General features: G+C 37.7%; 11 protein-coding genes. 3 read left to right on the forward strand and 8 right to left on the reverse strand.

Translation table 11 applies throughout. The features are described 5' to 3' along the window. Positions 1-87: 87 nt before the first annotated feature. From BCELL_RS16475 to BCELL_RS16485, 3 genes are read right to left on the reverse strand one after another with little or no spacing between them, the layout of a single operon-like run. Entirely contained in the window at positions 88-1281 is a 1194-nt protein-coding gene (locus BCELL_RS16475) for a D-alanine--D-alanine ligase family protein (protein WP_041809131.1), read from the reverse strand. Between the two features lie 13 nt (positions 1282-1294). Continuing rightward, positions 1295-2875, reverse strand: coding sequence for a UDP-N-acetylmuramoyl-tripeptide--D-alanyl-D-alanine ligase (locus BCELL_RS16480; protein ID WP_013489911.1), 1581 nt, complete (start codon positions 2873-2875; stop codon positions 1295-1297). Between the two features lie 2 nt (positions 2876-2877). Next, the gene (locus tag BCELL_RS16485) at positions 2878-3648 is read right to left on the reverse strand and encodes an alpha/beta fold hydrolase (protein WP_013489912.1); all 771 of its coding nucleotides are present in this window, start codon (positions 3646-3648) and stop codon (positions 2878-2880) included. A 332-nt stretch (positions 3649-3980) separates the two neighbouring features. Between BCELL_RS16485 and BCELL_RS16490 the strand changes: the two genes are divergently transcribed. After that, positions 3981-5117: a zinc-dependent alcohol dehydrogenase gene (locus BCELL_RS16490; protein WP_013489913.1), complete on the forward strand. Its 1137-nt coding sequence runs from the start codon at positions 3981-3983 to the stop codon at positions 5115-5117. Between the two features lie 219 nt (positions 5118-5336). Continuing rightward, positions 5337-5477, forward strand: a complete 141-nt coding sequence (locus BCELL_RS22920) for a hypothetical protein (RefSeq protein ID WP_013489914.1) — start codon at positions 5337-5339, stop codon at positions 5475-5477. Between the two features lie 248 nt (positions 5478-5725). Here BCELL_RS22920 and BCELL_RS16495 read toward each other — a convergent pair whose 3' ends face one another. After that, positions 5726-7792 carry a cation:proton antiporter gene (locus tag BCELL_RS16495; RefSeq protein WP_013489915.1) on the reverse strand — a complete coding sequence of 689 codons (2067 nt, stop codon included), beginning with the start codon at positions 7790-7792 and terminating at the stop codon, positions 5726-5728. A 305-nt stretch (positions 7793-8097) separates the two neighbouring features. Here BCELL_RS16495 and BCELL_RS16500 point away from each other — a divergent pair, with 305 nt between their 5' ends. Continuing rightward, positions 8098-8961, forward strand: coding sequence for a 5'-3' exonuclease (locus BCELL_RS16500; protein ID WP_013489916.1), 864 nt, complete (start codon positions 8098-8100; stop codon positions 8959-8961). Positions 8962-9149: 188 nt separating this feature from the next. On the opposite strand, the gene metH is transcribed toward BCELL_RS16500, so the two are convergent. Genes metH through BCELL_RS16520 form a run of 4 tightly spaced genes read right to left on the reverse strand, consistent with a single transcriptional unit; the run spans position 9150 to position 16827 of the window. Further along, positions 9150-12587: a methionine synthase gene (metH, locus tag BCELL_RS16505; RefSeq protein WP_013489917.1), complete on the reverse strand. Its 3438-nt coding sequence runs from the start codon at positions 12585-12587 to the stop codon at positions 9150-9152. Further along, positions 12571-14487, reverse strand: a complete 1917-nt coding sequence (locus BCELL_RS16510; protein ID WP_013489918.1) for a bifunctional homocysteine S-methyltransferase/methylenetetrahydrofolate reductase — start codon at positions 14485-14487, stop codon at positions 12571-12573. The genes metH and BCELL_RS16510 overlap by 17 nt, the downstream gene beginning before the upstream one ends. Next, the gene (gene metC, locus BCELL_RS16515) at positions 14487-15695 is read right to left on the reverse strand and encodes a cystathionine beta-lyase (RefSeq protein WP_013489919.1); all 1209 of its coding nucleotides are present in this window, start codon (positions 15693-15695) and stop codon (positions 14487-14489) included. Before metC ends, BCELL_RS16510 begins: the two co-directional genes overlap by 1 nt. Beyond that, complete coding sequence (locus tag BCELL_RS16520; protein ID WP_013489920.1) at positions 15688-16827, reverse strand: methionine biosynthesis PLP-dependent protein; 1140 nt, start codon at positions 16825-16827, stop codon at positions 15688-15690. Before BCELL_RS16520 ends, metC begins: the two co-directional genes overlap by 8 nt. Positions 16828-16884: the final 57 nt, after the last annotated feature.

Here is a 16884-nt window from a genome sequence, read left to right on the forward strand (position 1 = left end):
GTTGAACGTTTTGTTCGAGTAAGAAAAAGGGTGCCACAAAAGGATATCGATAAACATCCCTATATGACACCCTCATTTATTCTTTTATCAGTTTTTAGATCCCTTTCCACCGCTTAGCTTCCCTAAAGAAAACAAATTAGAATCAATTGAAAACATTAACTGCTCTCTCTCACGCGTTCTTTTAAGCGCTAGTTGGATCAAATCATTCGTTAACTCCTTATAAGGCTTTCCTGTTGGCTCCCATAAATAAAACGATAAGGAGCCAGGAATAGTATTAATTTCATTTATAAATACGTTGTTTGTATCATTATCTATGAGGAAGTCAATTCTGGAAACCCCGCTGCAACCTAATACTTGGAATGCAGCGACTGCAAGTTCCTGAATTTCCTTAGTCTTTTCCTCGCTAATGTCAGCTGGAATGATGCGATTCGTTGATTCCATCCCTTTACTCGCACCACCGCCTTTAGAGCCTCCACCTGCATATTTATCTTCATAAGACAGAATTTCATCATTACCTAGTACTTGCTCACATACTGATGCTTCCGCTGCCTCGTAATCTCCCAATACGGAACAGTTTATTTCGGTCATATTTTGGACCATTTTTTCTATGACGATTTTGTTGGCAAACTGTGAAGCAAGTTCCACTGCTTCTTCAAGTTCGTCAACGTTTGCCGCTTTACTAATTCCGACACTTGATCCTAAATTAGCAGGCTTTACAATAACAGGATATTGTAATTTTCCCTCTACTTTTTTCACTAGTTCATCTTGATCCTCATTCCATTTCGTTGAGTAAAACCATACGTAATCAAGAATTGGTAATCCTGAATCTCTATACACATTTTTCATGATGACTTTATCCATACCTGTACTTGAAGAGACTACATCACAGCCTACATAAGGTAATCCTAACAACTCTAAGTAGCCTTGGAGTACTCCATCTTCTGCAAACGTTCCGTGAACGATTGGAAATGCTACATCAATTTCATTGATGTATGCTTTCCCAAATTTTGGCTTAGGCTCCTTATTAATAATAACGCGATTATCACCTTCACGAAGTAGTTGTATTCGCTGTGATTTTGCAAGTAGACCTTTTAAATTTTTATATTCTTCAATGTCTAGTAATGTATCTCCTGTATACCAAGCACCTTCTTTAGAGATATATACAGGGATAATTTCATATCTACTTTCATCCATATTTTGAATTGCTTGTAATGCCGAAATAACAGAAACTTCATGCTCTACAGACATGCCACCAAAGATAACAGCAACTCTTGTTCTCATACGAACACCTTCCTTATTCATTAAATGTATCCGGTAAATCATTTTCTAATAGGACGATCGTTTTTTCCTTAGCCACTTTGTGCATTTGTTGGATCGCATCCTGTAAGTTTTCCGCAATATACAGTTGTGCCTCTGGGTAATTGGCTTCCTTTAAACCGTCTTGTAACGGCTTTGTCTGCTTTTTCCCGACTAAAATAATATAATCACATTTATTAGCAGCGTATGTTGCCCATTCTTTATTTAATTCATACTCTTTTTCGCCAAGCTCAATCATTCCTGGTGTAACAAGCATTCTGTATCCTTCCATACTTCCAAGGACGTCCACAGCCATTTTTGAACCAACAGGGTTCGAGTTAAAGCTATCATCAATAATTGTAATATTACCCGTTGATCGTTTTAATTCTAACCTATGTGGAACAGCGTCCAAGCTACGGATCGGCTTTACCATTTCTGAAAGCTTCATTCCTAGTTGTAAGCCAATCGCAATTGCGGCTAATATATTATAAACGTTATGCTTACCTAGTAGCTTCGTTCTAAATGTCTGTGTTTCTCCGTTTTTCAACACAACAGTAAAGTCCATCCCTTTACTGCTATAGGAAATATCCTTTGCCCGAATATCAACGTCTGGTGCGTCGATACCGTAATAAATGACATCACGCTTTTGATACGGTGCATAAGACATAATGTTTTCGTCATCTTTGTTTAAAACACCAACACCATTATCTGGGAGTGTCTCAATAATCTCGTACTTCGTTTTTTTAATATTATCTAACGATTTAAACGTTTCTAAATGTTGTTCTCCAATAGCTGTTAATACACCATATTGCTGGTCTACGAGTTCGCATATTTCCTCAACATCTCCGCCTTGCTTTGCCCCCATTTCAGCTATGAAAACCTCATGATAAGGCTTTAACTTCTCACGAATAGTTCTAGTGACACCAAGCTTCGTGTTAAAGCTTTCAGGTGTCATGAGTACGTTAAATTTCGCTGATAACACTGCGTGCATAAAGTGTTTTACACTTGTTTTACCGAAGCTCCCAGTAATCCCAATCACTTTCAAATGTTGGGCAGACTTAATGCGTTGCTTTGCATCATTAAAATAATACTCATTAATCCTCTTTTCAATTGGTAAATTAATTGTATTCGCCGCCAGTAAGAAATAATAAGAGAGAGCGATGCTTAATACTAATACGGAAATTTTAAGAAACTCACCATAAAAGTGCTGTAACACATAAGCACCAACAATGACGAGCACGTATAATATCGAAGTAGTAGTTAAAAGACGCTTCACTCTTGGCGTATATACAAGCTTCTTTTTCTCCACTGCCTTCGTTCTAATGAAGAATAAGAAAAGAAGCACGATCGCTGCTGCTATCGTATTAACGAGATAGCTAGTGAAAAAAGTCAAAATTAATGGAATGAGTAATAAATACTCCCTTAATTGAAATACCTTATCTTTGTTTCTTGATATCCAAAGTAAATATCGCTCATTACGATAAGAGTTAAGCTGTAGCATATGCACACTTTTGATTACTTTAAATGCGATAACTAAAAGCCAGGAGGCAATGAGCAGCATTTCCAAATATACATTCATTTTTATCCCTCTCTATCTTTTTCTAGGAATTTATCTACAATAACTAAAAACTGATGTAGCTGGTCTAGATACGCAAAGTGACCAGCATTTTTTAATACAACTAAACCCGCATCAGGTATTAACTCTTCCATCCGCTTCCCATCTGAAACAGGTGTGGCCGTATCATTTTCCCCAAAAATTAAGAGAACAGGAATATTCATTTTCGGCATTAAATGTTGCAAATCTTCATTAACTACCTTTACCATCGTTTGCTGCATAACGCCAGATGCATTTTTATAATCAGTTGAACCAGTTTTAGATTTTACTTTCGCTAATATATCTTCTTTATATTTTTTTAAAATAGGTAAGCTTAATATGTGCTTTAACGTCTTAAATGTATATACTTTCAAGTAATAATTTAATTTCCTTTTTGGCTTTATCCCCGCACTATCCACAAGGATAACCTTTTTTACTCCTCCATATTTAACGGAATAAAAAATGGAGATTCTTCCACCGTTAGAGTGACCAATAAGAATCGGGTTATTAATCTTTAATTGTTGGATAAAAGCATGAAGGAAATCTGTATAATCCTCTGTCCCCCACTGTTCTGGTGGCTCTTCGCTTTCTCCGAATCCGGGTAAATCTAACGTATATACTTTATGATGCTTTGCTAAATGTTGATGAACGGGACTAAATGCTTGAATATTGGCACCCCACCCATGCAATAAAATCACAGGCGATCCTTCTCCATCAACTTTATAGTTTAATTTCATGTTATTAATAGTAATGAACATAGACGATACGCTCCTTAAAGCTGAATAAAAGTATGAACCATTCTTTTCATATCCTTTTTCATTTTACATGACAAAGAAGAAATTGGATAGGATGTATTGTAGTTAGATTACTGCCTATATTTATGTATTCATTTTTCATTTTTAATGTGAATTAATTGTTATTGACACTAATCTTCATCTTACCATATTTTATTATAACAATACTAAGTTATATGTATTAATCTGTTCCCTTTTTACTCTACAAGTTTAACAAGTTTATTTATACATATATTCTCTCCTTTTTGCAAAAAATGCTGTTATAAAGGCTAATTGAACATAAAGGGGAATTTAACGTGAAAGCTGTTACTTATCAAGGAATAAAAGACGTTAAGGTGAAAGAAGTACCAAATGCAAAGTTAGAAAAAAAAGACGATGTTCTCGTAAGAGTAACGAGTACTGCTATTTGCGGCTCTGATTTACATTTAGTACATGGCATGGTGCCGAACTTCCCAGAAGGATATATTATTGGTCATGAACCGATGGGTATAGTCGAAGAAGTAGGACCAGAAGTAACAAAGGTGAAAAAAGGAGATCGCGTCATCATTCCATTTAACATCGCCTGTGGAGAATGCTTCTTTTGCAAACATGACCTAGAAAGTCAGTGCGACAATTCTAACGCAAATGGAGAAGCTGGTGCATACTTCGGTTACTCTGGAACCTTTGGCGGTTACCCAGGCGGACAGGCAGAATTATTAAGAGTTCCATATGGGAATTTCACACCGTTTGTAGTACCTGAAGAATGTGAATTAGAAGACGAAAAGTTGCTATTTTTATCCGATATTATTCCTACAGCTTATTGGGGCATTGAACAAGCTGAAGTAAAAAGTGGGGATACTGTCGTGGTGCTTGGTTGTGGACCTGTTGGTTTATTAGCTCAGAAGTTTGCATGGCAAAAAGGGGCGAAGCGAGTAATTGCCATTGATTATGTACAATATCGCTTAGAGCATGCTAAACGTACAAATAATGTTGAAGTGTTTGATTTTTCCAAGCATGCTGACCTTGGAGGACATATAAAGGAAATAACGAAAGGCGGCGCAGATGCCGTTATCGATTGTGTTGGAATGGATGGTAAAAAGAATGCTATTGAATCAATTGAAACTATGCTTAAGTTACAAGGTGGAACATTAGGACCATTAGTTCTAGCAAGTAGAATTGTTCGTAAAGGTGGAACTGTTAGTATTGTTGGTGTTTACGGTACAAGATATAACATGTTCCCACTTGGTGATTTCTTTGCACGAAACATAACACTTAAAATGGGCCAAGCACCTGTCATTCACTTTATGCCGGAGTTATATAAACAAATTGTTGACGATAAATTTGACCCTACTGATATCATCACACACCGTTTACCTTTAGAGAAAGCAGAATACGGCTATGATGTTTTTGATGAGAAACACGATGACTGTATTAAAGTAGTATTAAAACCCTAATATAATAAGGGTCAAAGGCTAATTTTTCATGTTGAACGTCTCTTTAACCATGTGTGCAGCACAGCTTTATACAAAATTCTCTACCGAAATAAAAGATATACCATGTTTTCCATCCATACTATATTATCCTTTAGCACATTTACGTACACCCTATTTAATAACGGTTGGCGTTATAGTTCAACTTGTTAACACAGTCAATTTAATATAGGGGGATTATATATGGATGACTTTTGCTTTTATTGCGATAATGAAGTTGGAGAATATGTCCGCTATGGAGCATTTGTCCAAGAAGACGATCATATAGAAAAAGCACTTTGTCCCGATTGCTATCATGAATGGCTTCAAGGAATAAAAGGATAAGAAAAACTAAATACGAGCTTGGTGAAGCTCGTTTTAGTCTTTTCTTAGAAGCAGTGGAATTTCGCTGTAGCTCTTATAAAGTACTAGTGAGTGCTCTTCTCGCTAGTACGCAAGGCGATAAAATTCCACTGCAAATATATACTTATCTTTTAAAAAAGGGCAGACGGCAACGCCATCTGTCCTTCCTTTTACATATGTTATCTTAAAGTTTTTACCCTGAAGTTTTCCCTTGCTCTGTATAATAGAAATTATTTTTCATCCTGCTTACTAAATAAAGATTCTCTAGGGAGGTACGTACCTCTCGTTCCTCTTACGTCTACTTCTTCTTCTTCAGCTGGATAGTATACGATAAAGTTTTTTAAATTATTTTTTGCCAACTTTTTAGGGAAGTGTTCTAACGGTATATTCCATGCAATCGTTCCTTTTCTCGCACTAAGAATAATAATTAAGTCATCATTCGTTACTTGAGGAACAAATTTAGCATATAGGTAATTCCAGCTTTCTATATAAATTAACGTCGTTGGTGGGTTAGGCTTTACATCCTTCACATGCTTCACATAATGATTTGTATCGTCATTGACGACAAAAATAACAAGTGGAACATTTAGTTTGCTTGCTATCAACTTTATTTTTTGGAAAGCATCAATAAACCCAGGTTTTCGATTTGAGCCTCTTGATACTACCAAGACCACTCTTTTTGCTGTATTTAATGGATCTGAGATTTTTGATACAAGTACTGTTTGTGTTGTCTTATCGATAACTCTATCGATTACACCGCCAAATAGCTGTTTTTGTTTCATTTTAGCATCCCAACCAGCTACGATAATGTTAATCCTTTCTTCCGTAACTGCCCTTGCGATCCCATTTGACACATTTAGATCGACTCTCGTTAAAAGTCTTACTGGCATATCAGCACCAGATGCATACATAACTGCATGACCTAACATTTTTTCCGCCTTCGCTACACCAATTTCAGCAGCATTTTCTTCTTTTTGGACTACAGTTAATGGATACAATGGTTGGTCTTGACTCTGTGACTCTTTAATCATAAAGGAGAGGTCTAGTAAAGACTCCATCGTTTTTGGGTCAGACAGTGGAATTAAAATTCTTTCAGGACCTTCGTTTCTCTTATACGGCTTCTCTTCCTCACTAAAAGCTAATTGTCGGCCAAATTTATCGACAAACGACGGACCAATTATACAAGAGAGTAATATCATAATGATTACCCCGTTGACGGTAGATTGGTCTAGCAAACCTACATTGTAACCGACTAACGTTGCTGCTAAAGTAGCAGCAGCCTGCGGTATTGTTAAACCAAACATCACTTTAACTTCGGTACTAGAATATCCATAAATTTTTCCAATAATATAAGGGGGTAGCGCCTTTCCCGAAAAGAGAGCTAGCAATATTAAAGCGATTAATATAGAAGCACTAGGATCGCTAAATAGTACACGTAAATCCATTAACATCCCGACTGATAGTAAGAAAAATGGAATGAACAATGCATTACCGAAAAAGCGTATTCTATTCATTAGTGGTCCGTAATCTAATACAAGTCGGTTCAGCGCTAATCCTGCCAAAAATGCACCTATAATCGGTTCCACACCAGCTAATAATGCTAAAAACCCAGATAAAAATAATATGACCATCACATACGTAAAGTCTTTTATTCCTTCACTGTTTACATTTTTAAAGTACCATCTTGAAAGCCTCGGGACTCCTAATAATACTAATAGAACAAAGACAGTCAATGACACACATAACGAAATCCAAAAATTTACCGAAATTTCACCGTGAACTGCTCCAGTAATCACTGCTAAAACAAGTAATGCTAACGTGTCAGTTACTAACGTTCCACCCACAGCGGTCGTTACTGCTTTATTTTTAGAAATGCCTAACCTACTTGCAATCGGATAACCTAAAAGTGTATGAGAGCCTAGGATAGAACCAATAAGTATTGAGGCCATCATGGAATACCCCATAAATAAACAAACGATCATGCCAAGACTAAATGGAATACTAAATGAGAGGGTGCCAAAAAGAATACTTCTATGCTTATATTTTTTAAAACCATCTATATCCAGTTCTAAACCAGCAATAAAAATAATGAACAGAAGGCCTACAGTTCCAAGTAAAATTAGCGTTTGATCTCTTTCTAATATATTTAATCCGTTAGGGCCTATGATAATTCCAGCAATAATTGGTCCGATTATGCCAGGAATTCGAAATTTACTCATAATCATTGGTGTTAAGAAGAAGATGAGCATCGTTAAAGCAAATATTTTAACAGGGTCTTGAATAGGTAATTCAACCAATTACACCCCTCCTTTACGCTACAGATGCATCACATTTTATATAGAAAACATGATTTCAGTATCTCTTATATAAACGATTCATATGTAATACTTTTATATTTAAGGCACAAAAAAATATTTTAACAGAGATAACCCTATAAAAACAGTATTAATTATATGATTACATAGCTTGCTAATATTCAACATAGCTGGAACTTTTCATTGATGAGGAAGTAAAAGATGAATTTACCAGCAACTAATACGATGTATTAAAATATAATTTTGTTATAATAGAATACAGGTTTAAGAGAGGAGAAATGTCTCATATGAAAAATAAAGTAATGCTCGTTGATGGAATGGCCTTATTGTTCCGTGCTTTCTACGCAACAGCGATGAGTGGGTACTTTATGGTTAACAGTAAAGGTGTACCTACAAATGCAATACACGGTTTTATCAAGCATCTATTTACCGCAGTGAACACATATAAACCAACACACGTGATTTGCTGTTGGGATATGGGTAGTAAAACTTTTAGAACAGAGTTGTTTCCAGATTATAAAGGGAACCGTGGCGAACCACCTGTAGAGTTAATACCGCAATTTGATCTCGTGAAAGATGTAGTCGATGCGCTTGACATTCCGAATGTTGGTCTAGCAGGATTTGAGGCTGACGACTGTATCGGAACACTCGCTCAACAATTTAAAGAGGAATCAGAAGTATTAATACTTACTGGTGATCAAGACATCTTGCAGCTTATAGATGAAAATGTGCATGTCGTTCTCTTAAAAAAGGGATATGGAAATTACGCTTTATATAAAGAGGACGTTTTTTTAGAGGAGAAAGGAATTACACCACCACAAATGGTAGACTTGAAGGCTTTGATGGGAGACAGCAGTGACAACTACCCTGGAGTTAAAGGAATTGGGGAAAAAACTGCACTTCAACTATTAAAAAAATACGGTACGATCGAAGGTATATTAGAGAATTTACCTAGCTTAACGAAAGCACAGCGCAATAAAATTGAAACAGATTTAGACATGCTGCACTTATCAAGAAAGCTAGCTAAAATCCACTGTGAAGTGGAAGTATCGTGCCCATTAAATACAGCAGCCTTTAACGTCAATCGGACTAAAATGATAGAGAAATTCACAGAGCTAGAGTTTAAGAACATAGATTCTATGATAAGTTAGTTAATGAAAATGATGTACTGACAGTAAGGTTTGTGCCATTTGTCTTTCTGCTATCTTTTTGGTTGCTCAAGGGCGGATGGAGGCGCATTACCTTACTTTTTTCTTTGCTCAAGGGCAGATGGCTGCGCACTAAAAAGGGCGACTTAATGGGTACAAAAACCCTTGTAGTCACCCTTTTAGTTATATTTTTACACACTAAAATATCTGCCTTCAGGATGAGCAAATACCATTGCTGTAACAGATGCTTCTGGTTCCATCATAAATCCATCCGTTAGCTCAATGCCTATTTCACCTGGTTTGATTAAGTTGAACAATTTAGCTTGATCCTCTAGATTAGGACATGCCGGGTATCCGTACGACACACGCACTCCTTCGTATTTAGCACTGAAGCGCTGTTGCATTGTAAAGTCAGCAGGATCAGGGATACCCCATTGATCTCGCATTAAATGATGGACATACTCTGCAAAACCTTCGGCGAGTTCTAATGCTAATGCTTGAATCGCGTGACTCTTTAAATAATCTCCTTGTTCTTTCCATACACGAGCTTGCTCTCTAATGCCACCACCTGCTGTGACGGCTAAAAATCCTACATAATCCATTTCCCCACTATCTACCGAACGAAGGAAGTCAGCCAGACATAAATAAGGGCTTTTTGTTTGCCGTGGAAAGGTAAACCTTTCAAGCACTTTCCCTTTTTCATTCGGATCGTAGACGATAATATCATCACCGTCGGATTGTGCAGGGAAGAATTGATACATGCCATTTACAGAGATGCTACCTTCTTTGTCACCTTGAACAAGCAGTTCCTCTACTAGACCTTTAAGTTCCAGTGTTTTCGGATCCTTTTTTTCTAGCCTTCTTTTTATATTTCCTTGTACACCTAAGTGACTACACAATAAAGTTTGCCAATTTAGATACGGTGTTAAATGCGGTAAAGAAAAGTTCCTTAAAATATGCTTGTCTAAGTCAGGTGGTGTGTGTATTGGTGCTGTACGGGAGACGTTTGATCTCACCTTTACAGCTACTTCTGGCTCAGCCTTTTTTGTTTCCTTCGCTTTGCTAATAGCAATGTTTTCAAGTTTTTCTTTATGAGCGGTTACGAGCTTTTCCCTCTCCTCTGGCTTTTGTAGCTGGTTGGCAATGTGTAAACCATCCATTGCATCCTTTGCATACATGACAAGCCCCTCATATTCTGGAGAAATTTTATTATCTGTAAATTTACGTGAAAGTGCTGCACCACCTACTAGAATCGGGATCGAAACCTCTGATTGCTTTAAGTCCTGTGCTGTTAGCATCATTTGTTGAGCTGATTTTACAAGTAGTCCTGATAGACCAATCATGTCTGGTTTTTCTTTACGAACTGCATCAATTAGCGTTTGTGAAGTGACTTTAATTCCTAGGTCAACGACTCTAAAACCATTATTGCTCAGTATAATTTCTACTAAGTTTTTTCCTATGTCATGTACGTCACCTTTCACTGTCGCTAGAATTACTTTTCCTTTTCCACTATCGTCCTTCACTTCCATAAAGTCTTCAAGATATGCAACTGCCGCTTTCATGACTTCTGCGCTTTGAAGTACTTCTGCAACGATTAATTGGTTTTTATCAAATAATTCCCCTACCTTTGCCATTCCAGTCATGAGTGGACCATTAATAATTTCAAGTGGGTCGGAAAACTTCTCTAATGCCTTTTCTAAATCAGGAATGAGTCCTTCCTTCGTTCCTTCTACGACGTAATGAGCTAGTCTTTCTTCTAAAGGAAGGTTATTTACTTCTTTTTTGACAGTCGATTTTTTTCCTCGGTAAAACTCTACAAGCTTCGCTAACGTTTCGCTGCTCGTTTTAAATAAAAGTGTTTCTGCCATTTCTATCTCTTCAGGCGCAATTGAGGCAAAACGCTCTAGCTTTTCTGTATTTACAATGGCATAGTCAAGTCCAGCCTTCGTACAGTGGTATAAATACACCGCATTTACAATTTCTCTTCCTACAGGCGGAAGACCAAAGGACACGTTACTTACACCAAGGATCGTTAAACAATCAGGTAGTGCTTCTTTGATTAACTTAATACCATCGACAGTTTCCTTTGCCGCCCCAATGTATTGTTCATCACCAGTACCTACTGGGAAAACTAATGGGTCAAAAATGATATCCTTTGGGTTTAAACCATATTTATTAACAAGTAAATCATAGCTTCTTTTCGCAACTTCTAGTTTTCTATCCGCTGTCGTTGCCATTCCAATTTCATCTATCGTCCCTACTACTACCGCAGCACCGTACTGACGGATTAAGGGAGCAACCTTTTCAAAGCGTTCTTCTCCATCCTCTAGGTTAATAGAGTTAATGATCGCTTTTCCTTGCGAATACGTAAGGGCTTTTTCGATGACTGCATCATCTGTAGAATCAATCATTAAAGGAACCTTTACTTTATTAATGACTTGCTGTAAAAAATGCTCCATGTCCTCTAATTCTTCGCGGTCAGGATCGGCTAAACAAATGTCAATAATGTGTGCACCGTTTTTCACTTGTGCCCTTGCAATTTCTGATGCCTCTTCGTACTTTCCATCAGCGATGAGGTTTTTGAATTTTCGTGAACCGATGACATTTGTTCTTTCCCCTACCATAAGAGGTCTCATATCTTCATCATAAATAAGCGGTTCTATACCAGAAACAGCATGTGGGTGGTCCTCTGGAACCTTTCTTGGACTAAATGGTTTAATTGCGTCCGCTAAAGCTTTAATGTGAGCTGGTGTTGTACCGCAGCAGCCACCGACCATATTAAGCCAACCTTTTTCTGCGAAGCCTGCAATCTTCTTCGCTAACGATTCAGGTGATTCGTGATAATTTCCTTCTTCATCTGGTAGACCTGCATTCGGATAACAGCTTACAGCTGTTGTTGCTAAATTGGATAAGGAGCGAATGTGCTCTCTCATAAATTCAGGCCCAGTCGCACAGTTTAAACCGACCATTACTGGATTCATATGCTCTAAAGATAAGTAGAATGCTTCGATACTTTGACCAGCTAATGTTGTTCCCATCGGTTCAATCGTACCTGAAACGATTAGCGGTAATGTTTTACCTAGTTTTTCAGATGCACGCTGAATTCCTAAAAAGGCAGCCTTCACATTTCTCATATCTTGAGACGTTTCCAAAAGTAGCACATCAACTTCACCACGAATTAAGCCTCTCGCTTGTTCCTCATATGTGTCAATGAGCTGTTCGAATGTAACGCCCCCGGTGACTGAAATAGCCTTTGTCGTCGGTCCCATAGCACCAGCAACGAATCTTGGCCACTCAGACGTAGACCATTCATCAGCTGCTCTTCTTGCAAGCTGAGCCGACTTAAAATTAACTTCTTCTGCTATATGACCTAAGTCATAATCATCTAAAACAATACTTGTTGCACCAAAAGTATTTGTTTCAATGATATCTGAACCTGCTTTAAAATACTCATGGTGAATGCGTTCTACAACATGGGGCGATACAATGTTTAAATATTCATTACACCCTTCATACTCTTCGCCCCCAAAGTCTTCTGCGGTTAAATTTGCTTGCTGGAACATCGTACCTGTAGCACCGTCAAAAATTAAGATTTTCTTTCTTAGCTGTTGTTCAAATAATGTTGCCATCATACACCTTCCTTATTGGCCCTGCTTGTCGATCTGTTGCTGCACTCGTTTTTTCCTTAATGTAATTCGTCAACTCTACCGTAATTTCGTATTTAGTAAATGGCGTAATTAAATAGATGCCATTAAAATAATGAAGTGCCGTATCAATTAAGTTCTTCGCAATGGCGATCCCCTCTTGCTGTGATCTTGCTTTATCCTCTTTATGAAGCGCCATTGCCTGGCGAATATCATCGGTTAGCTTTATTCCAGGTACCTCGTGGTGTAAAAACTCTGCATTCCGATAACTAGTCAGTGGCATAATCCCTAAATATATTGGGGCCTTAATATGCTTCGTATGTTCATATATATTTTCAATTTGTTTTTCCGAATATACAGGCTGTGTCATAAAGTAATCAGCGCCACAATCTATTTTTTTCTGTAGCCGTTCTACTGCTTTATCTAAATGGCGCACATTCGGATTAAATGCAGCTGCGACTGTAAAGTTCGTTTTTTTACCTAGCGGCTTCCCTGTAAATGACAGTCCTTCATTACATTGCTTAATCATTTGAATGAGCTCAAACGAAGATAAATCATATACAGATGTAGCCCCAGGAAAATCGCCAACCTTTGCTGGGTCGCCTGTTATTGCTAACACGTTATCAATTCCTAGCGTTGACAGCCCCATCAAGTGAGATTGTAATCCAATTAAATTTCGATCGCGACAAGTAATATGAGCGAGTGGGGTTACTTGTAATTTTTCTTTCAATATTGTCGACATACTTAAATTACAAATACGAGGATTCGCCAAAGAATTATCTGCTAAAGTAACAGCATCTACCCCTGCCTCTTTTAAAGCTTTTGCGCCTTCAAGAAACTTCGTCGTTACTAAATCTTTAGGTGTATCGAGCTCCACGATAATAGAACTTCTCGTTTTTACAACTTCATTTAGCTTTTCTACTTTCGGTGGCTCTGGCGTCTCAATATGAACAACCGATTTCTGATTAACCGTTATTTCTTTTTCTGTAATAGGCGCCTTTCCTTTTACAGCATCTGCAATTGCTTTAATATGTTCAGGCGTTGTACCACAGCATCCACCTATAAGACTTACTCCTTGCTCCCAAAGTAAATTTGCCGATTGTTGAAAATACTCAGAATTAGATGAGTAATGATATCTACCATTAGAATAGCTCGGTAAGCTTGCATTAGGATACGCTGATAAATAAGCATTTTCAGGAATGGATACTTGTTCAAGTGAACGAATCATATGATGTGGCCCCATTCGACAATTGAGACCAACAATATTTGCACCTAAGTCGTCTAGCGTTTTCATTGCATCATCTACAGAAATCCCACCTTGAACGATTCCTATATCGTGTAATGATACTTGTGCGATTATAGGTAATTGTGTTTCTTTCCTAGCAATCTGTAAAACTGTCTTTAACTCTTCGAAGTCATAGTAGGTCTCAAGTAAAATACCGTCTACTTCTTCCATAAGGAGACAGTATAGCTGCTCTCTAAAACTTCGCTTTATTTCCGTTAATGAAATAGGTTTTCCTGGGACAGCCCTCACGCCACCTAATGTTCCAAGTATATATTTGTTCTCTTCTGAACTAAATGACGACAAGTCGCTTCGATGCTCTTCCAAAGCTGCTTTTGCAAGCCTTACTGCCTTCGTATTGATGTTCTTCACTTGATCTTCTAAACCGTAGCGCAGTAATTTTTCATAATTTGCTCCGTAAGTGTTCGTTTGAATTACTTGGGAGCCAGCAGCTAAATATGCTCCGTGAATCTCTTTAATTTGATCGGGATGGGACAGATTCATTTCTTCAAAACAATTCCCTACACCATAAGAGTAAAGTAGTGTTCCCATTGCTCCATCTGCAACAATGACTTGTTTTTTTAAATCGTCTAAAAGCCCCATTACAAAGCTCCCCTATCTACCGCTAAGTTAGTTTCCTTCTTTTTAGTTGCTTTTCTTATATGTTGAAAGGCTTGATTAAAGTCTTTAATTAAATCTTCTGTATTTTCCAAGCCTGCAGATAGTCTTAGTAAGCCGTCTTCAATTCCTCTTTTATAACGTTCTTCCTCCGGCATTGCCGCGTGTGACATTTTAGTTGGATAAGAGAGGATCGATTCTACAGCTCCTAGACTTACCGCAAAAACAGGTATTTCTACAGCATTTACAAACTCTCTCACAGCATCTACATCCTCTAACACAAACGATAATACAGCTCCCGCTCCGCTTGATTGACTAAAATGTATCTCTCTGCCTTCATGATTATCTAGGCCAGGATAATAAACCTTCTTTACTTCTGGGATTTCCTCTAAGTATTTTGCTAATTCAAATGCAGTTTGCTGTGACTCTTTCATTCGTACATGAAGCGTTTTTAAACCTCTTAGAACGAGCCAGCAATCTTGTACACCAAGCACTGCTCCGAACGTATTTTGTAAAAAAGCTAGCTGGTCGCCAAGCTCTTTATCCTTCGCAACAGCCAAGCCTGCTACAACATCACTGTGCCCTGAAATAAATTTAGTGGCACTATGTAATACGACATCTGCCCCTAATTCTAGCGGTTTTTGTAAGCTTGGTGTTAAAAATGTATTATCAACAAAAGTGTAACAATTGTTTTCCTTTGCTATTTCGCAAACTGCTTTGATGTCTGTAATTTTTAATACTGGATTTGACGGTGTTTCTATATAAATCACTTTCGTATTCGGACGTAGCTTTTGTTTTACTTCTTCTAAATTTGTCGTATCTACAAAGTCATAATCGACACCAAAACGTTGTAACACTTGGGAAACTAACCGGAATGTACCCCCATATACATCCTCAGCGATGAGAACGTGGTCTCCTTTGGAAAGAAGCATAAATGCAGTAGAAATAGCAGCCATTCCTGAAGAAAATGCTAACCCTCTCACTCCTCCCTCAAGCTCGGCAATTGTTTCCTCTAACACATCTCGTGTCGGATTCCCAGAACGAGCATAATCGTATTTGCCGAATTCGTCTAGATCAAATTGATGAAATGTAGACGTATGATGAATCGGTGTACTAACTGCACCTGTCTCCTTATCGACAGAATGTTGGTTATGAATCAGCTTCGTTTCGAAGTGAAATTGTTCTTTACTCATTTGTCTCCGCCTCCTCTAAAGCAATTGCTAGCGCATGATCTAAATCATTTAACAAGTCTTCCGCCTCTTCAATGCCTACAGAAAACCTTAATAAGTGGTTACATACTCCATTTTTAATGCGAACTTCTTCTGGAATATCCATGTGTGTTTGTGTAGCTGGATATGTGATGAAGCTTTCTACTCCGCCTAAGCTTTCTGCAAATGTAATAAGCTTTAAATTTTTCAAGATCGTATTAATCCATTGATCATTTTTTACACGGAATGATACCATCCCACCTTTTCCTGGATATAACACATCTGATATTCCGTCGTGTTTTTGTAAAAACTGTACTACTTTTTTCGCATTCTCTTCATGCTTTTTTAACCTTAAGCTTAATGTTTTCATTCCTCTAATTAATAGCCAACTATCCAATGGTCCTAATGTAGCACCTATAGCATTATGGAGAGTAAAAAGCTTTTCACTAAGCTCCTCACCTTTAGCTACGATTAATCCTGCAAGCACATCATTGTGGCCGCCTAAATACTTCGTTGCACTGTGAATAACGATATGTGCGCCAGCATCGATTGGTTGCTGTAGCAGAGGGGTATAGAAAGTATTGTCAACGATATATAATAAATTGTATTTTTCTGCAATATCACCGAATGCTTCAAGGTCAGCCTCCTGCATGAGCGGGTTCGTAGGTGACTCAATAAACAGTGCTTTCGTACGCTCTGTAATGAGGTTTTCAAATGATTTAGGACTTCTTATATCAGCATAGAAAAACTTCAATCCATATTGATTTAAAAGCTGCTCAAATAGTCGATACGTTCCTCCATAAAGATCTTGGGATACGATGATTTCATCCCCTTGCTTAAATAATCCAAAAATAGTGTGGATAGCTGCCATTCCTGAGCTACAAGCATATCCTCTATCACCTTTTTCTAGTGAAGCAATCGCTTCTTCTAGTATTTTTCTCGTAGGGTTAGCGGTTCTTGTATAATCAAACCCTGTTGACTCACCAATTCCTGTATGCTGATAAGCTGTTGAAAAATATACAGGTGGATTTACAGCACCAGTTACAGGATCTTTTTTATTTCCTATTTGAACAAGTTTTGTTTCTATACAACAATCTTCACCTTGATTTCTTTTCATTAATTGTTCCTCCCTAACTTGATGACTCTTTAAATAGATGTTTGATTATGAAGCTAG

It is taken from the genome of Evansella cellulosilytica DSM 2522, from assembly GCF_000177235.2.
Classification (GTDB): Bacteria; Bacillota; Bacilli; order Bacillales; family Salisediminibacteriaceae; genus Evansella; species Evansella cellulosilytica.